The sequence below is a fragment of the Streptomyces sp. XH2 genome (assembly GCF_049725035.1).
Taxonomy (GTDB): domain Bacteria; phylum Actinomycetota; class Actinomycetes; order Streptomycetales; family Streptomycetaceae; genus Streptomyces; species Streptomyces roseoverticillatus.
Genome location: NZ_JBMMMZ010000026.1, coordinates 1 through 17,755 on the forward strand (window position 1 = coordinate 1; position 17,755 = coordinate 17,755).

Consider the following 17,755-nt stretch of genomic DNA (forward strand, 5'->3'; position numbering starts at 1 on the left):
AGCTAAGCCTTTCAGCGCCGATGGTACTGCATGGGGGACCGTGTGGGAGAGTAGGACGCCGCCGAACAATTATTCAGCCTCAGGCCTGGGATATTCATCCCGGGCCTGAGGCTTTTTTGCGTTCCCGAAACAATGATTCCCGTGATTTCCCCGGTGCGCTCGGCTGCTTCCCTTCCCCGGGAAGCAGCCGAGCGGCTGAACAACCAGCAGAACAAACGCTCTTACTTGCCCTCGCTCGCCGACCGCGCGAGCTCGACGTCAAGGGACTCACGCCGGATGCGCTGGTCCATGTAGAGCAGGGCCGTCATGCCGGCCGACACCGGCAACGTAAGAGCCGAGCTGACCACCGCCGCAATACCGATCTCGATCAGCGACGCCCAATCGGTCGCATCGGCCACCGACTGTCCTCCGGCTCCGTGGACGAAGACGTCGAAGACGAGAACAACGGTCTGCGCCATCAAACTCACCAGCGCCGTGATCAGGATCGAGATGAGCTGGATGCCGAAGACGCGCCACCACGACCCACGCACCAGCTTCGCCGACCGCTGCATCGCCGCCGCGACACCCTGCTTCTCCAGCATCAGTGCCGGTGCGGCGAGGCTGTAGCGGATCCACAGCCAGGTGGCCACGACCATCGCCACCAGCCCGCCCAGGGCCGTCAGCGACATCCCTGCCTGCTCCGCCCCGGCTGCCGCCGCTAGGAGCCCCCAGACGATACCGACGGCGAACACCCCGATCAGCAGCATCGGCACCAGGACCATCAGGCCGGCCATCCGGCCCAGCTGAGGCCTCGCGCTCCGCCACGCCTCCCGGGCGGTGACCGGGCGGCCCAGGACCGCGCGGCTGACGATCACCGTCAGGAGGGCCGCCGCCGTAATGGAACCGACCAGGCTGAGCAGCCACGCCACGCCGATCCCGCCCAGGCCGTTGCCTATGGCCCCGACCAGCTCCTGAGGGGTCTCCGGCGTTGCTCCGCCGAACGGATCGAGCTCGGGTGTCCCCGCGTCCCACAGCCGGTCGACCACCGTTGCCACGGCCTGGGTGCCGACCGCGACCGTCAGCGAAATACCGAGGACAGCACGCCAGTGGATGCGCATCGCACGGACCGCGCCCTCCACGATCTCGCCGGCCTGCAACGGACGCAGCGGGATCACACCGGGCTGGGGCGCCTGCGGCCGTCCCCACTGCGGGCGGCCCGCCTGCTGCCAGCCCGCTTGTGGCCCCGGCCGGCCCGGTACGCCGCTCGCGTCCCCGTGGCCCGGTCCCGGGCCCGTCTGCGCGCGGGCTCTCTCGCCCGTGCCCCGGCGCTGCCGCGGCGGGCCCTGGGCGGAAGTCGACCAGTCACCCGGCGGGGGTTGTTCCCGTGCCCACTGCGCGGGGCGCCCCTCCTGAGCGGCCTCGGCGGCCTCGGCGGCTTCAGCGGCCTTGTCGGTCTCTTCGGACGGGGAGGATCCGGGCGAGGTCCGGCCCGGAGAGTCAGTCATGTGCGTCTCGCTCCTTCTCGGTGCCCGCCCGTCCGCCGGTGCGGCGGCGAGCGGATGCCAGCAATCGTGTCACGGGGTCTTCAACGCCCAGCGGGGCGCAGAGGCGCCCGGTGGGGCCCGTCAGCTCGTACGGGGGAGGAATCCGCAGGCGACCTTTCCCTGCCCGGGGCGTCCGGGCCAGACTGGACAGATGGCTGATCAGTTCGCGGCATCCATGGCGTCCGTCGAGCCCGGCTCCGTTCCCTCCCTGAGATGGGAGGAGCGGCCGGAGGGGCCCGTGCTCGTGCTCCTGGACCAGCGCAGGCTTCCCGCGGAGGAGGTCGAGCTCGTGTGCACGGACGTACCGGCGCTGGTCGACGCGATCCGTACGCTCGCCGTGCGCGGAGCTCCGCTGCTGGGGATCGCCGGAGCGTACGGGGTGGCGCTGGCGGCCGTGCGCGGCTTCGACGTCGCGGAGTCCGCCGAGCTGCTCGCGCACGCGCGTCCCACGGCCGTGAACCTCGCCTACGGGGTGCAGCGCGCCCGGACGGCGTACGAGAAGGCCCTCGGCGACCGGCCGGGCCCCGGGCAGGCCGCCGCGGCCACCCTTGCCGAGGCCCGCGCCCTGCACCGTGAGGACGCCGAGGCAAGCGCGCGGATGGCGGAGCACGGGCTGGCCCTGCTGGCGGAGCTCGTGCCCGGCGGCGGCTTCCGGGTGCTCACGCACTGCAACACCGGGGCGCTGGTCTCCGGCGGCGAGGGCACGGCCTTCGCCGTGGCGGGGGCGGCGCACCGCGTGGGGCGGCTGAGGCGCCTATGGGTGGACGAGACGCGTCCGCTGCTGCAGGGCGCGCGGCTCACCGCGTACGAGGCGGCCCGTGCCGGTATGGCGTACACGCTGCTCACCGACAACGCGGCGGGGTCGCTGTTCGCCTCGGGCGAGGTGGACGCGGTGCTGATCGGTGCGGACCGGATAGCCGCCGACGGGTCCGTTGCGAACAAGGTGGGCAGCTATCCGCTGGCGGTGCTGGCCCGCTACCACCACGTGCCGTTCGTCGTCGTGGCCCCGGTGAGCACCGTGGACCTCTCGACGCCCGCGGGCTCGGCGATCGAGGTGGAGCAGCGCGCGGGGCACGAGGTGACGGAGTTTACGGTCGTGCCTCCGGGGGCAGGCGCGGAGCCGGGCACGGGCGTGCCGGTGGCCCCGCTGGGGGCGCAAGCGTACAACCCTGCGTTCGATGTCACACCGCCGGAGCTGGTGACCGCGATCGTCACGGAGAACGGCGTGGTGTCGCCGGTGACCCGGTCCGGCCTGGCGGAGCTCTGCGCCGGGCCGCAGCGGGGATCCGGGAGTGAGCCGGGCTGATCCGCACGTGTACTGTCCACCCCTGGCGGCGAACGCGATCGGGGTCCCAGGTCAACGGGACACACCGGAGTGTGTCAGTCGCGCCAGGTGAGCTCCGTCACCCGGCTCTATGGACCGGATGCGAAAATGGGATGATGTCGATATGAAGGGACGCGTCCTTGTCGTCGACGACGACACCGCACTGGCCGAGATGCTCGGCATTGTGCTGCGTGGTGAGGGTTTCGAGCCGTCGTTCGTTGCGGACGGCGACAAGGCACTTGCTGCTTTTCGTGAGGTGAAGCCCGATCTCGTGCTGCTCGACCTGATGCTGCCCGGCAGGGACGGCATCGAGGTGTGCCGGCTCATCCGCGCCGAGTCCGGTGTGCCGATCGTGATGCTGACCGCGAAGAGCGACACGGTCGACGTGGTCGTCGGCCTGGAGTCGGGGGCGGACGACTACATCGTCAAGCCGTTCAAGCCGAAGGAGCTGGTGGCGCGGATCCGCGCCCGCCTGCGCCGGTCGGAGGAGCCCGCACCGGAGCAGCTGGGGATAGGCGACCTGGTCATCGACGTGGCCGGGCACTCGGTCAAGCGCGACGGCCACTCGATCGCGCTGACGCCGCTCGAGTTCGACCTGCTGGTCGCGCTCGCCCGCAAGCCGTGGCAGGTCTTCACCCGCGAGGTGCTCCTGGAGCAGGTGTGGGGTTACCGCCACGCGGCCGACACCCGCCTCGTCAACGTGCACGTCCAGCGGCTGCGCTCCAAGGTCGAGAAGGACCCTGAGCGGCCGGAGATCGTGGTGACCGTCCGTGGTGTGGGCTACAAGGCCGGGCCGAGCTGACATGTCCGGCAACGGTGCCGCTCCGGAGCGGGGCGCGGGGCGGCCCGTCGAGACGGCGGGCGGAATATCCCTCTTCCGGCGGCTGTGGCGGGCCGGGCAGATGCTGTCCGACGGCGCGGCGGCGGGGCCGGTCCACCCTGTGCTGAGGCTGTACGTGCGCTGGGTGCGGCGGCCGCTGCTGCCCGCGATGCGGCTGTGGCGGCGCAACATCCAGCTGCGCGTGGTCGCCACGACGCTGCTGATGTCGATGGGCGTCGTGCTGCTCCTCGGTGTGGTCGTCGTCGGGCAGGTCCGCAACGGCCTGCTGGAGGCCAAGCGGCACGCGTCGCTGAGCCAGGCCGAGGGCGGTTTCAAGGCCGCGCGGGACGCCGCCGACGCCGCGGGTGACACCCGCGGCCAGGACGCGCAGTCGGGCAGCCGCAGCGGCACCGACCCCGGCGCCTGGCTGACGGCGCAGGTGCAGCAGCTGTCCAGCGGCGGGCAGGGCGTCTACCACGTGGTGGCGCTCAGCTCCGGGGGCGGCGACCTCGCGTACGGCGATTCGGGCTACGGCGACGTGTCGTCCGCCGGCGCGCGCGGCCCGCGTGCCTCCGGTGACATCGACCCCGAGGCCAGCATCCCCGCCGACCTGCGGAAACAGCTGGACACCAAGACCGGGGCGCTGTGGAAGTCCGCGTCGGTCAAGCACAACTCCTCCGACGAGGGCGAGCCCGCGCTGGTCGTCGGCAAGCGCATGTACGACCCCAACGGCAAGGCCTATCAGCTGTACTACCTCTTCCCGTACACCCAGGAGGAGAAGTCGCTGGGCCTGGTCAGGGGCACGCTCGCGACCGCCGGGGTGTTCGTGGTGGTGCTGCTCGGGGCCATCGCCTGGCTCGTGGTGCGGCAGATCGTCACGCCCGTGCGGATGGCCGCCAGCATCTCCGAGCGGCTCGCGGCGGGCGTGCTGCAGGAACGCATGAAGGTCACCGGCGAGGACGACATCGCCCGTCTCGGTGAAGCCTTCAACAAGATGGCGCAGAACCTCCAGGTCAAGATCCAGCAGCTGGAGCAGCTGTCGCGGATGCAGCGCCGGTTCGTCTCGGACGTCTCGCACGAGCTGCGGACGCCGCTGACGACCGTCCGCATGGCCGCCGAGGTCATCCACGAGGCCCGTGAGGACTTCGACCCGGTCACCGCGCGTTCGGCGGAGCTGCTGTACGGGCAGGTCGACCGCTTCGAGTCGCTGCTGGCCGACCTGCTGGAGATCAGCCGTTTCGACGCGGGCGCCGCGGCCCTGGAGGCCGAGCCGGTCGACCTGCGCGACGTCGTGAACCGGGTGATCGAGGGTGCCCTGCCGCTCGCGGACCGCAAGGGCAGCCGGCTGCTGGTCCAGGGCGTGGAGCAGCCCGTGACCGCGGAGGCCGACGCGCGGCGCGTGGAGCGCGTGCTGCGCAATCTCGTGGTCAACGCCGTGGAGCACGGCGAGGGCCGGGACGTGGTCGTGCGGCTGGCCGCGGCCGGCGGTGCGGTCGCGGTCGCGGTACGGGACTACGGCGTGGGGCTCAAGCCCGGCGAGGCGACGCGGGTGTTCAACCGCTTCTGGCGCGCCGATCCCGCGCGCGCCCGCACCACCGGCGGTACGGGCCTGGGCCTGTCGATCGCCGTCGAGGACGCGCGCCTGCACGGCGGCTGGCTGCAGGCGTGGGGCGAGCCGGGCGGCGGCTCGCAGTTCCGGCTGACCCTGCCCGCCACGGCGGGCGACACGCTGCGCGGCTCGCCCATCCCGCTGGAGCCGGAGGACTCGCGGCGCAACCGCGGCCTGAACGACGCCGGAGTGCCGCTGGCCGTCAACGGCCGGTCCGGGGGCGTGCCGCCGCAGGGCAGCGGCCTGAAGCCCGTACAGCCGCAGGCGCGGAACGTGCCCGCCGTGGACCCGGCGGCGCTGCCGGGCAGCGGTGCCCGTGTGGTGGCCCGCGCGGCCGGCCAGGGCAGTGCGCGGGACGGGGGCAAGCCCGCGGCCGGTGCCGCGGAGGAACGTGCGGGAGAACGCGGAGGACGGGCGCGTGGGCGCTGAACGCAATCGGCGTCGGCGGACGCCCGGCCCGCTCCGGCGGACCGCCGGGTTCGGCGCGCTCGCCGTCAGCGGCGCGCTGCTGGCCGGGTGCGCCTCGATGCCGGACAGCGGCGAGGTGCGGCCGGTCGACTCGTCGCAGCGCGCCGACGCGGATTCGCAGGTGCGGGTCTACGGTGTGGCGCCGCACAAGGGCGAGCGTCCGCAGGAGCTGGTGACGGGCTTCCTGGAGGCCACCACCAGCGACGACCCGGACTACGGCACGGCCCGGATGTACCTGGCCAAGGGCAAGCAGCGGGAGTGGGACCCGGCCGGCGGGGACACGGTGGTGCTCGCGGAGCCCCCGCAGGTGCACGTGGAGCGCGCCGACGACCGGGATCAGGACTACGTCGTCACCCTGATCGGCAAGCAGGTCGCCAGGATCGATCCCAAGCACGCGTACAAGCCGGAAGAGGCCACGTACAAGGAGCGGATCCACGTCGCGCGCGAGGGCGGCGAGTGGCGCATCGACGCGCTGCCGTCCGGGCTGGTGCTCGGCGTCGCCGACTTCCAGCGCATCTACCGCTCCGTCAACAAGTACTACTTCGCGGAGCTGGGCACGCCGGGCGGGCGCAAGGGCCAGGAGATCCTCGTCGCCGACCCCGTCTACCTCCGCAAGCGCATAGACCCCGTCACCTCCACGGTCAACGCCGTGCTGGACGGGCCGACCAACTGGCTGGACCCGGTGGCCGCGACGGCCTTCCCGACCGGCACCAAGGTCGTGGACCGTCGGCTCTCCGTGGACGACTCCAACGCCCTGAAGATCCGTCTCAACGGGAAGGCCGCGGGCACCAACCAGGAGCAGTGCCAGCGCATGGCCGCGCAGCTCCTCTACACCGTTCAGGACCAGTCGGCGAAGGTCTCCCAGGTCGTGCTGCAGCGGGAGAACGGCTCGCAGCTGTGCTCGCTGGCGCGGGAGGACGCGCGCAAGTACGCCCCCGACCAGGCGGCCGGCCGCGGCGCCGACCAGCAGTACTTCGTGGACGCGCAGCACCGGATGGTGAGCCTGGCCGACGGCGACGAGGAACCGCGCCGGGTGCCGGGGCCGTTCGGGGCCGACAACGCCCTGCAGTTGCGCTCGGTCGCCGTGGACCGGAAGGAGCAGCGCGCCGCGGGCGTGGCGAACAACGGCCAGGCGCTGTACGTCACCGGCATGGAGGCGGGCGCCTCGCTGGGCGAGCCGCGGGTGACCGCGCGCGGCGGGGTGAAGTCGGGTCTGACGGCTCCGAGTTGGGACGGGCTCGGCGATCTGTGGGTCGCCGACCAGGACCCGGACCGGCCGCGGCTGCTGCGGCTGCCGGGCGGCTCGGGCAGCCCCGAGGAGGTCCAGGTGCCCCGGCTCGACGGGCGCATCACCGGGCTGCGGGTCGCGGCCGACGGGGTGCGGGTCGCGCTGCTGGTGACCAAGGGCGACCGTACGAGCCTGAAGCTGGGCCGGGTCGAGCGGCGCGTGAGCGCCGGGCGGCTGAGCCTGTCCGTGCAGGAACTGCGCTCGGTGGCACCGCGGTTGGAGCAGGTCGACGCGGTGTCGTGGGCGGGCGGGAGCCGGCTGCTGGTCGCGGGGAACGAGCAGGGCGGGCTGCAGCAGCTGCAGTACATCGACACGGACGGTTCGCTGTCGAACGCCTCCGCTCTGCCCGGGATCACGGGAGTGCGCGGCGTCGCGGCGTCGGAGAGCGCGGCCAAGGCGCCGGCACTGGTGGCGGAGCGGGACGGCGGGATCGTCCGGCTGCTGCCGGACAGCAACTGGAAGCTGGTGACCAAGGAAGGCTCGGCGCCGGTCTATCCGGGGTAGCCGTTCTGTCCGGGTGGCCGGTCCGTCCGGAGCAGCGGGCGGTTCGCGCCGGGGCGGCGCGGGCGGGGGCCTCCGGGGTGTGCCGGGGGTGTTCCGCGAGGCCGCGCCGGGAGTTTTCCACAGGGGTGGCGGGGCGCCGCGCCCGGCGGGACAGTGGATCTGTGCACGGGTGGTGGCAGGAGATCGCCGGGCTGGTACTGCCGGGCGAGTGCGCGGGGTGCGGGCGGCCGCGGTCCGTGCTGTGCGAGGTGTGCCGGGCGGCGCTGGGCGGGGGCGGTGCGTGGCGCGTCAGGCCTGATCCGGAGCCGGCCGGGCTGCCGCCGGTCCACGCCGCCGCGCGGTACGAGGGCCCGGTGCGCTCGGCGCTGCTCGCGCACAAGGAGCGCGGGGCGCTGGGGCTGGCGGGGCCGCTGGGGGCTGCCCTGGCGGGTGCGGTGCGCTCCGCGGCCCATGGCCCGGACGGTGGCCGGCGGGGCGGGGGAGGGGCCCTGGAGGCCGGTGAAAGGCCCTTGCTGCTCGTCCCCGTCCCCTCCGCCCGCCGTGCCGTCGCCGCCCGGGGCCACGACGCCGGACGGCGGCTCGCTCTCGGTGCCGCGCGGGCCCTCCGCTCGGGCGGGTTTCCGGTCGCCGTGGCGGCCGTGCTGCGGCAGTGCAGGGTCGTCGCCGATCAGGCCGGGCTCGGCGCCCGGCAGCGCAGGGCGAATGTCGCCGGCGCACTAGGGGTACGTATGGGAACAGAGAGGCTGTTGGTGCGCGAAGGGCCGGTGGTGCTGGTAGACGACCTGATGACCACCGGGGCCTCGCTGGCCGAGGCGGCTCGTGCCGTCTCGCTCGCGGGCGGGCGCGTGCTGGGCGCCGCCGTCGTGGCCGCCTCCGCAGTTCCGCCGCTCTCGGCTGAAAAGAACCGGAACTGAAGGGCAATGTCATTCGTTGCTGATGGTAACGGCAGGCAAACACCTGAATGGAGGTACGTCCCGGTAGGGGCTACCGACAGGCGTCCGAGCGAGATATGTTCGGTTGTGAGGAATGGCAGGGGCTATGCCTCGCATTTCCGAATGGCGCGCTTTGCGCGCTTTCACGGAAGCTTGAAGTCGATGGGGTGCAGACCTTGCCGATGGGGGAGGAGGAGGTGAAAACCGCCAAGTCGGGGGCTCCGGGTATCCCCGGAGTCTGATGCAAGAGGGATGCGCTCCGCACCTTCGGCGGAGCGATCCGGGAACGGAGTTCTGCGTGGACATCGTCGTCAAAGGCCGCAAGACCGAGGTGCCCGAGCGCTTTCGCAAGCACGTGGCCGAGAAGCTGAAGCTGGACAAGATCCAGAAGCTCGACGGCAAGGTGATCAGCCTCGACGTCGAGGTGTCCAAGGAGCCCAACCCCAGGCAGGCCGACCGCTCCGACCGGGTGGAGATCACGGTGCGTTCCCGTGGCCCGGTGATCCGCGCGGAGGCCGCAGCAACCGATCCGTACGTCGCACTGGACCTGGCCACCAGCAAGCTCGAAGCACGACTGCGCAAGGAGAACGACAAGCGCCACACCCGGCGGGGCAACGGCCGAATCCCCGCGAGCGATGTCGCATCGACCGTCATCGGCGCAGCCGAGCTCACCGACAGCGGTGAACTCGCCGCCGAACAGGCGGCGGACGGAGTGCCGGTCACCCGCATGGGATCCCTGGAGATCCGGGGAGAAGGCCCCGTGGTGGTCCGCGAGAAGACCCACTCCGCAGCGCCCATGAGCCTCGACCAGGCGCTCTACGAAATGGAGTTGGTCGGGCACGACTTCTACCTGTTCGTCGACTCCGACACCAAGCTACCGAGTGTCGTCTACCGGCGGCACGCCTACGACTACGGCGTCATCCACCTCAATGCCGACCCGCTCTTCGAAGGAGAGCCCGGTGGTGCGGGCGGGGAGCTGGGCGGCTGACCCGGGAGGCCCCGGCCTCCCGCGTCCGACGCCGTAGTCCACCCGAAGCCAGGTGCCCTCGGAGCGCGCCCCCCGCGCTCCCGGGGCACCGGCGTGCGACGGCAGGAACCCGGGGAACGCGCTGCCCGGCGTCCCGGCATGAAATCATGACCCCGGCAGCCAACCACCGGCACCGGGGAACCGGTTGGGCGGCACAGCACGCAGCACAGTGCGACCGCGAGGGGCTCTGGGCCTTCAGGGGTCTTCAGGGGGAGGAACAATGGCGGACAGGTTCGGGCCCGTACTCGAGCCCGGCGAGGACGACGACGAAGGCTCCTGCACGGACAGGGGCACGGCGCGCGAGGAGCCCATCCGGGTCCTGGTCGTGGACGACCACGCGCTCTTCCGCCGGGGCCTGGAGATCGTCCTGGCCCAGGAGGAGGACATCCAGGTCGTCGGCGAGGCCGGGGACGGCGCGGAGGCCGTGGACAAGGCCGCGGACCTGCTGCCCGACATCGTGCTGATGGACGTCCGCATGCCCAAGCGCGGCGGCATCGAGGCCTGCACCTCCATCAAGGAGGTGGCCCCCAGCGCGAAGATCATCATGCTGACGATCAGCGATGAGGAGGCCGATCTCTACGACGCCATCAAGGCCGGGGCCACCGGCTATCTCCTCAAGGAGATCTCCACCGACGAGGTCGCGACGGCGATCCGGGCGGTGGCGGACGGGCAGTCGCAGATCAGCCCCTCGATGGCCTCCAAGCTCCTCACCGAGTTCAAGTCGATGATCCAGCGCACGGACGAGCGGCGGCTGGTGCCGGCGCCCCGGCTGACCGACCGTGAGCTGGAGGTCCTCAAGCTGGTGGCCACGGGGATGAACAACCGCGACATCGCCAAGGAGTTGTTCATCTCCGAGAACACCGTCAAGAACCACGTGCGGAACATCCTGGAGAAGCTGCAGCTGCACTCCAGGATGGAGGCGGTGGTGTACGCGATGCGGGAGAAGATCCTGGAGATCAGGTAGGCCCCGGCCGGCTCAGGCGGCCAGGGCCTTCACCAGCTCCGCCGCCAGCTTCGCGTCGTCGCAGCGCTCGATGCGTACGGCGTGGCAGCCCACCCATTCCGCAGCCTCCCGCAGGGCCCGGGCCATGGGCTCCACGGCCTTGGGCCCGTCGAGGGAGACCTGCCGGGCCACCAGCGTGCTGCCGTCGCGCGCCGGGTCCACGCGGCCCAGCAGCCGGCCGCCCGCCAGCAGCGGCATCGCGAAATAGCCGTGTATGCGCTTGGTCTTCGGCACGTACGCCTCCAGGCGGTGGGTGAAGCCGAAGATCCGCTCGGTGCGGGGGCGGTCCCACACCAGCGAGTCGAACGGCGACAGCAGCGTCGTGCGGTGCCGGCCGCGCGGCGGTGCCTCCAGGGCCGCCGGGTCGGCCCACGCCGGCTTCGACCAGCCCGCCACCTCGACCGGCACCAGGCCGGTCTCCTCGATGACGGCGTCCACCTGCTCGCCCTTGAGGCGGTGGTAGTCGGCGAGGTCCGCCCTCGTCGCCACGCCCATCGCGGCACCGGCCTGCGCCACCAGGCGCCGGACACACGCGGCGTCGTCCAGGTCGTCGTGGAAGAGGGCGTCCGGGACGGCGCGCTCGGCCAGGTCGTACACGCGCTTCCAGCCGCGCCGGCGGGTGCAGACCACTTCGCCGGTGTCCAGCAGCCACTCCACCGCGATCTTCGTCTCGGACCAGTCGTACCACTCCCCGCCGTTCTTGGCGCCGCCCAGCTCCGTGGCCGTCAGCGGGCCCTCGGCCTTCAGCCGGTCGCGGACGGCGGCGCACGAGCGCTCGGCGTCCTCCATGATGTGCCAGCGGTGGCCGCGGGCCTGGAAGGCCCGGCGCCGGAAGGCGAACAGCGGCCACTCCTCGACGGGCAGGATGCACGCGGCGTGCGACCAGTACTCGAAGGCGTGGTCCCCCGACCAGTAGGCCGCCTCGACCGCGTCCCGCCCGAGGGCGCCCAGCCGTGCGTACGGCACCAGCTCGTGCGAGCGGGCGAGCACCGAGATCGTGTCCAGCTGGACGGCCCCCAGCCGGCGCAGCACGCCGCGCGTGCCCGCCCGCCGGTCCGGGGCGCCGAGCAGGCCCTGGGCGCGCAGGGCCAGGCGGCGGGCGTCATCGGCCGACAGGTGGTGCTCGGGCGTGCGGGCTCCGGGCTTACGGGCCTTGGCGGCGGCGGCAGTTGTCATGCCGATCACCTTAGGCGGGGGCACTGACAACGCCCCCGGAGCCGGTCAGCCGCGCCCGGGAAAGGGCAGGTAGGGGGCGGCGGAGGGCAGTCCGAGGTCGGAGGGGAGCAGGGAGCCGACCCACGCGTCGCGGCGCGTGCCCGCGTGGGCGATCTTCGATCGCTGGCTGCCCTCCATCGTGAACCCGGCCTTGAGGGCCACGGCGCGGGAGCCCTCGTTGCCGGCCTCCGCGTACCACTCCAGGCGCTCGACGCCGAGGCGCTCGAAGGCCCACCGGGCCACCTCGCGGGCGGCTTCGGCGGTGTACCCGCGGCCGCGCTGCTCCTTGGCGGTCCAGTAGCCGATCTCGGCCTGGTGGTCGCGGGAGGGCTGCGGGAGCCGCACCAGGCTCATGGAACCGGTCAGCCGGCCCTCCTCACGGGTGAACACGCCCCACGTGTAGACGGAGTCGTCGCGCCAGCCGGCCGGGCAGGTCCCGTCGATGAAGGCCCGGGCGTCCTCGGGGGTGTACGGGGAGGGCACGCTCGTGTACCGCGGGATGTCCGGGTCCTGGCAGGCGGCGTGCAGCGCGGCCGCGTCCGAGGTGGTGAAGGGGCGCAGCAGCAGGCGCTCGGTGGTGAGGCTCGTGGGCTCCATGGGCGGAGTGTAGGAACCCGGGGCGGGGCACCTCCAGGGCGGTTCGCTCGTTCCATGGCCGGGTGACACCGCGGGTGACACCCGGCCCGGGTGATGACGGACCTCCCGGCGCGGCGGGGTCCTCGCTTACGATGGCCGTTGCGGCGGGGACTGTCCCGTCGTGCCCGCGTACCCGCCCCCTGCCCACGGCGGGGGAGAACCGGTGCCAGGCCCGACCGGCAAGGAGCTAGCCTACGTGTCCGTCTTCGGCAAGATCATGCGTGCAGGAGAAGGCAAGATCCTGCGCAAGCTGCACCGCATCGCGGACCAGGTCAATTCCATCGAAGAGGACTTCCTCAACCTCTCCGACGCCGAGCTGCGCGCCCTGACCGACGAGTACAAGCAGCGCTATGCCGACGGTGAGAGCCTGGACGACCTGCTTCCCGAGGCGTTCGCGACCGTCCGCGAGGGCGCCAAGCGCGTCCTCGGTCAGCGGCACTACGACGTCCAGCTCATGGGCGGTGCCGCCCTGCACCTGGGGTACGTGGCCGAGATGAAGACCGGTGAGGGCAAGACCCTCGTCGGCACCCTCCCGGCGTATCTGAACGCCCTCTCGGGCGAGGGCGTCCACCTGATCACCGTCAACGACTACCTGGCCGAGCGCGACTCCGAGCTGATGGGCCGGGTGCACAAGTTCCTGGGCCTGAGCGTCGGCTGCATCCTGGCGAACATGACGCCGGCGCAGCGCCGCGAGCAGTACAACTGCGACATCACGTACGGCACGAACAACGAGTTCGGCTTCGACTACCTGCGCGACAACATGGCGTGGTCGAAGGACGAGCTGGTCCAGCGCGGGCACAACTTCGCCGTGGTCGACGAGGTCGACTCGATCCTCGTCGACGAGGCCCGTACGCCGCTGATCATCTCGGGCCCGGCCGACCAGGCCACCAAGTGGTACGGGGACTTCGCCAAGCTGGTCACCCGCCTGAGCAAGGGCGAGCCGGCCAACCCGCAGAAGGGCGTCGAGGAGACCGGCGACTACGAGGTCGACGAGAAGAAGCGCACGGTCGCCATCCACGAGGCCGGCGTGAGCAAGGTCGAGGACTGGCTGGGCATCGACAACCTCTACGAGTCGGTCAACACCCCCCTCGTCGGTTATCTGAACAACGCCATCAAGGCGAAGGAACTGTTCAAGAGGGACAAGGACTACGTCGTCATGGACGGCGAAGTCATGATCGTCGACGAGCACACCGGCCGTATCCTCGCCGGCCGTCGCTACAACGAGGGCATGCACCAGGCCATCGAGGCGAAGGAGGGGGTGGACATCAAGGACGAGAACCAGACGCTCGCCACGATCACCCTCCAGAACTTCTTCCGCCTCTACAACAAGCTGTCCGGCATGACCGGTACGGCCATGACCGAGGCCGCCGAGTTCCACCAGATCTACAAGCTCGGCGTGGTGCCGATCCCGACCAACCGGCCGATGGTCCGCAAGGACCAGTCCGACCTCATCTACCGCACCGAGGTCGCCAAGTTCGACGCCGTGGTCAAGGACATCGCCGAGAAGCACGAGAAGGGGCAGCCGATCCTGGTCGGCACCACTTCCGTGGAGAAGTCCGAGTACCTCTCGCAGCAGCTCGCCAAGCGCGGCATCCAGCACGAGGTCCTCAACGCCAAGCACCACGAGCGCGAGGCCTCGATCGTCGCGCAGGCCGGCCGCAGGGGCGCCGTCACCGTCGCCACGAACATGGCCGGCCGCGGTACGGACATCAAGCTGGGCGGCAATCCGGACGACCTCGCCGAGGCGGAGCTGCGCCAGATGGGCCTCGACCCGGTGGAGCACGTCGAGGAGTGGGCGGCCGCGCTGCCGGGCGCCCTGGAGCGGGCCGAGGCCGCGGTCAAGGCCGAGTTCGAGGAGGTCAAGGACCTCGGCGGCCTGTACGTGCTCGGCACGGAGCGCCACGAGTCGCGCCGCATCGACAACCAGCTCCGCGGCCGTTCCGGCCGTCAGGGCGACCCGGGCGAGTCCCGCTTCTACCTGTCGCTGGGTGACGACCTGATGCGTCTGTTCAAGGCCCAGATGGTCGAGCGCGTGATGGCCATGGCCAACGTTCCTGACGACGTGCCGATCGAGAACAAGATGGTCACCCGGGCCATCGCCTCGGCGCAGTCGCAGGTCGAGCAGCAGAACTTCGAGACGCGCAAGAACGTCCTGAAGTACGACGAGGTGCTCAACCGCCAGCGCGAGGTCATCTACGGCGAGCGCCGCCGCGTCCTGGAGGGCGAGGACCTGCAGGAGCAGATCCAGCACTTCATGGACGACACCATCGACGACTACATCCGCCAGGAGACCGTCGAGGGCTTTGCCGAGGAGTGGGACCTGGAGCGGCTGTGGAGCGCCTTCAAGCAGCTCTACCCCGTGAAGGTCACCATCGACGAGCTGGAGGAGGCGGCGGGCGACCGCGCGGGCATCACGGCCGAGTTCATCGCCGAGTCCATCAAGGACGACATCCACGAGCAGTACGCGGCGCGTGAGGAGCAGCTGGGCTCCGACATCATGCGCGAGCTGGAGCGGCGCGTGGTCCTGTCGGTGCTCGACCGCAAGTGGCGCGAGCACCTCTACGAGATGGACTACCTCCAGGAGGGCATCGGCCTGCGGGCGATGGCCCAGAAGGACCCGCTGGTGGAGTACCAGCGCGAGGGCTTCGACATGTTCCAGGCCATGATGGAGGGCATCAAGGAGGAGTCCGTCGGCTACCTGTTCAACCTGGAGGTCCAGGTCGACCAGCAGCTGGAGGAGGTGCCGGTCGAGGAGGCCGCGCCGTCCCTGGACAAGGTGCAGGACACCATCCCCGCCGCCCGTCCCGAGATCCGCGCGAAGGGCCTCGCGCAGCCGCAGCGGCCTGACCGGCTGCACTTCTCCGCGCCGACGGTGGACGGTGCGGGCGGCACCATCGAGACGGACTACGCGAGCGACGACACGGGCGAGTTCCGCTCCGCCGCGGACGGCATGACCCGCGCCGAGCGCCGCAAGGCGCAGAAGAACAGCGGTGGGCGGCGCCGTAAGAAGTAAACCCGCGCACGGGTGGCGAGGCGGGGCGGGACCTTCCGGGTGATCCGGGGGTCCTGCCCCGCCTCGCCGCATGTCAGCGGCGGGTGCCGCCGAGTTCTACGGCCGAGCAGCGCCACCGCTGGTCGGTGCAGTGCTCCAGGCGGAAGGCGAGGGCGAGCAGCCGGTCGCCCGCCGCGATCCTGGCGAAGGCCTCGATGACGCCGGGGGAGGGCCGGAACTCGTCGCAGTGCCGGACGGCGGGGCTGCGGCCCGGCGGGGCGGGCTGCAGGGGCGCGTAGGGGGCCAGGGCGGCCAGCTGGTCGTACGCGGCGCCCAGGGTGTGGCCGAGCATCCAGTGGACGGGGCGCTGGCCGCTGAGGGTGAGCAGGAGCCGTTCGGCGAACCAGTAGCGGGGGAGGCGCTCGCGCTCGCGGCGGCGCGCGGCGGCGGGGGCCGGGTGGGGCCGCCGGGCGTCGGTGCGCCGCGGGGGCGCGGTTCCCGCCCCCGGCCTGGTCGTGCGGGCGGCCGTCCTGCCGCCGGTGGGCCGGGTGCCTGCCGTCCTGCTGCCGACGGTCCTGCTGCCGGTGGTCCTGTTCATGCTGATCGCCCCCTGTGCCGCCGGGCCCGGTGGATTACCGGGCAGTAGCTTCCGTTGGTGATCTTCTATCCAGGAGGCAGGAGGTCATCAAGGACGGCGGACCGGGCCGCAGGACACGTCGGCATTTCACCTATTCGGGGGACCCGCGGGGAGGACGGGGCCGCCGGGCGGCACGCGTCGTGACGCGGGGCGCCGGAGAGCCGCCCGCACGCGCCTCACCTGCACTTCGATGGGGGACCCTCGCCCGTATGCTGATCCCGCAGTCGAAAATCCCCAGGATCGAAGGAAAGCGGCGGTCATGCGCGTCTACGTCCCCTTGACCCTCCCCGGTCTCGCCGAGGTGCACAAGGCGGGAGCACTGGGCCCGGCCCCGCTGGACGCCTATGCCGTCACCCCCGCCCTGCGCGAGTGGTACCGCTCCGACGACGTCGAGGAGCTGGAGTACGCGGCCCTGGGCCGCGCCGCCGAGGGCTCGCTGCGCATGCTCGCCGCCGACCCGGAGGCGCCGCGCCGCCGCGTGGTCGTCGCGGTCGACGTGCCCGAGGGCGCCGTGGTCACCGACCCCGAGCGCGGGCTCGACCAGGCCGCGTACGGCGAGGTGCGGCTCTCCGAGGCCGTGCCGCTGTCGAAGGCCGCCGCCGTGCACGTCGACGCCGGCGACGCCGAGGAGGACGTCGCGGCGGCCGCCGCCGCGCTGGGCGCCGCGGACCGCGGTGACGACAACGCGCGGTTCACGGTCGACGGCGCCGAGGACCACGACCTCATGTGGTTCGGCGTGCAGGAGATCCCCAACCTGATCCAGTAGCGCAAAGCCGCAGGCCGGCGGCTTTGTCACTGGAGACCCGTACAGTTTTCCGCATGGGGAAGCACGGGGCGCGCGGGGCGCACATCGTCTGGGACTGGAACGGCACGCTGTTCCACGACGTCGACGCGGTCATGGCGGCGACGAACGCCGCCTTCGCGGAGATAGGCCTGGAGCCGATCACCCTGGAGCGGTACCGCGCGCTGTACTGCGTGCCCATCCCGCGCTTCTACGAGCGGCTGATGGGCCGGCTGCCCACCGACGCCGAGTGGGAGCACATGGACGGGGTCTTCCAGCGGCACTACCACGACCACCACCTGCGCTGCGGCCTCGCGGAGGGCGCCGAGTCGCTGCTGGAGCGCTGGCAGGACGGCGGCGGCACCCAGTCGATCATGTCGATGTACGGGCACGAGGACCTGCTGCCGCTCGTGCGCACCTTCGGCATCGAGCGCAGGTTCGTCCGGGTCGACGGCCGCACCGGCCCCTCGGGCGGCAGCAAGGCCGAGCACATGGCGCGCCACCTCGCCGGCCTGGAGGGCATACCCGCCGTGCGCACGGTCGTCATCGGCGACGCCCTCGACGACGCGGTGGCGGCCGCCCACGTGGGGGCGCACGCCGTGCTGTACACCGGCGGTTCGCACGACCGGGCGGGTCTCGCCGGGGCCGGCGTGCCCGTCGTGGACACGCTGGCGGAGGCCGTTGCCGAGGCGGAACGCCTCGCCGGCTGACCGCGCTGTGCAGAGTGTCAAAGTTCGGGCCCGGGTTTTGTACACAAACGGCTCATGACGGCTCCCCCGGGAAGGGCGATAGCCTTACCAGGTGATCAGCGCGATATCCAGCAGGGGCGATGGCGCCCCTGTCCTGCGCCCGGAGTGCCACGGCACCCGGGGAGCCGCTGTTCGCTCGGGCGGGGCGCGTCCCACGAAGATGACCACTCCTTCCATGAAGTTGGCCACGAACGCCCCTGTCACCCCTCATTCCGGCATACCGTCGAAGACGACCGGAGACCCCGCG

At 71.9% G+C, this 17,755-nt stretch carries 14 protein-coding genes and 1 rRNA gene; 11 read left to right on the top strand and 4 right to left on the bottom strand.

What is annotated here, in order from left to right; all coding sequences use genetic code 11:
- Positions 1 to 67, top strand: a 5S ribosomal RNA gene (rrf, locus tag ACOTKD_RS36615); the annotation flags it as partial.
- A 154-nt stretch (positions 68 to 221) separates the two neighbouring features.
- Here the strand turns inward: rrf and ACOTKD_RS36620 are convergent.
- A complete protein-coding gene (locus ACOTKD_RS36620; protein ID WP_424893328.1) occupies positions 222 to 1,484 on the bottom strand; it encodes a glycerophosphoryl diester phosphodiesterase membrane domain-containing protein in 1,263 nt (420 codons plus the stop codon).
- A 190-nt stretch (positions 1,485 to 1,674) separates the two neighbouring features.
- On the opposite strand from ACOTKD_RS36620, the gene mtnA reads away from it, so the two are divergent.
- The 7 genes from mtnA to ACOTKD_RS36655 all read left to right on the top strand — a co-directional run bounded on the left by mtnA (position 1,675) and on the right by ACOTKD_RS36655 (position 10,459).
- Positions 1,675 to 2,829 (top strand): S-methyl-5-thioribose-1-phosphate isomerase, encoded by a 1,155-nt coding sequence (gene mtnA / locus ACOTKD_RS36625; protein ID WP_424893329.1) that lies wholly within the window; start codon positions 1,675 to 1,677, stop codon positions 2,827 to 2,829.
- 142 nt (positions 2,830 to 2,971) lie between these two features.
- Complete coding sequence (mtrA, locus tag ACOTKD_RS36630; protein WP_030369241.1) at positions 2,972 to 3,649, top strand: two-component system response regulator MtrA; 678 nt, start codon at positions 2,972 to 2,974, stop codon at positions 3,647 to 3,649.
- A gap of 1 nt (position 3,650) precedes the next feature.
- A complete protein-coding gene (gene mtrB, locus ACOTKD_RS36635; protein ID WP_424893330.1) occupies positions 3,651 to 5,705 on the top strand; it encodes an MtrAB system histidine kinase MtrB in 2,055 nt (684 codons plus the stop codon).
- Positions 5,695 to 7,536: an LpqB family beta-propeller domain-containing protein gene (locus tag ACOTKD_RS36640; protein ID WP_424893331.1), complete on the top strand. Its 1,842-nt coding sequence runs from the start codon at positions 5,695 to 5,697 to the stop codon at positions 7,534 to 7,536. The genes mtrB and ACOTKD_RS36640 overlap by 11 nt, the downstream gene beginning before the upstream one ends.
- 161 nt (positions 7,537 to 7,697) lie before the next feature.
- A complete protein-coding gene (locus ACOTKD_RS36645) occupies positions 7,698 to 8,450 on the top strand; it encodes a ComF family protein (protein ID WP_424893332.1) in 753 nt (250 codons plus the stop codon).
- 316 nt (positions 8,451 to 8,766) lie between these two features.
- Positions 8,767 to 9,456: a ribosome hibernation-promoting factor, HPF/YfiA family gene (hpf, locus tag ACOTKD_RS36650; RefSeq protein ID WP_424893333.1), complete on the top strand. Its 690-nt coding sequence runs from the start codon at positions 8,767 to 8,769 to the stop codon at positions 9,454 to 9,456.
- 259 nt (positions 9,457 to 9,715) lie between these two features.
- Complete coding sequence (locus ACOTKD_RS36655; protein ID WP_302861112.1) at positions 9,716 to 10,459, top strand: response regulator; 744 nt, start codon at positions 9,716 to 9,718, stop codon at positions 10,457 to 10,459.
- Positions 10,460 to 10,471: 12 nt separating this feature from the next.
- On the opposite strand, the gene ACOTKD_RS36660 is transcribed toward ACOTKD_RS36655, so the two are convergent.
- On the bottom strand, positions 10,472 to 11,674 hold the full coding sequence (locus ACOTKD_RS36660) for a winged helix-turn-helix domain-containing protein (protein ID WP_424893334.1): 1,203 nt from the start codon (positions 11,672 to 11,674) through the stop codon (positions 10,472 to 10,474).
- A 45-nt stretch (positions 11,675 to 11,719) separates the two neighbouring features.
- Positions 11,720 to 12,310 carry a GNAT family N-acetyltransferase gene (locus tag ACOTKD_RS36665; RefSeq protein ID WP_424893335.1) on the bottom strand — a complete coding sequence of 197 codons (591 nt, stop codon included), beginning with the start codon at positions 12,308 to 12,310 and terminating at the stop codon, positions 11,720 to 11,722.
- A 235-nt stretch (positions 12,311 to 12,545) separates the two neighbouring features.
- Here ACOTKD_RS36665 and secA point away from each other — a divergent pair, with 235 nt between their 5' ends.
- A complete protein-coding gene (gene secA / locus ACOTKD_RS36670) occupies positions 12,546 to 15,362 on the top strand; it encodes a preprotein translocase subunit SecA (RefSeq protein WP_424893336.1) in 2,817 nt (938 codons plus the stop codon).
- 73 nt (positions 15,363 to 15,435) lie between these two features.
- Here the strand turns inward: secA and ACOTKD_RS36675 are convergent, their stop codons facing one another.
- Positions 15,436 to 15,939, bottom strand: coding sequence for an Rv3235 family protein (locus ACOTKD_RS36675; protein WP_424893337.1), 504 nt, complete (start codon positions 15,937 to 15,939; stop codon positions 15,436 to 15,438).
- A 298-nt stretch (positions 15,940 to 16,237) separates the two neighbouring features.
- Between ACOTKD_RS36675 and ACOTKD_RS36680 the strand changes: the two genes are divergently transcribed.
- Together ACOTKD_RS36680 and ACOTKD_RS36685 are read left to right on the top strand one after the other, a co-directional pair.
- Positions 16,238 to 16,744, top strand: coding sequence for a DUF6912 family protein (locus ACOTKD_RS36680; RefSeq protein ID WP_424893338.1), 507 nt, complete (start codon positions 16,238 to 16,240; stop codon positions 16,742 to 16,744).
- Positions 16,745 to 16,797: 53 nt separating this feature from the next.
- Positions 16,798 to 17,469: an HAD family hydrolase gene (locus tag ACOTKD_RS36685; protein ID WP_424893339.1), complete on the top strand. Its 672-nt coding sequence runs from the start codon at positions 16,798 to 16,800 to the stop codon at positions 17,467 to 17,469.
- Positions 17,470 to 17,755: the final 286 nt, after the last annotated feature.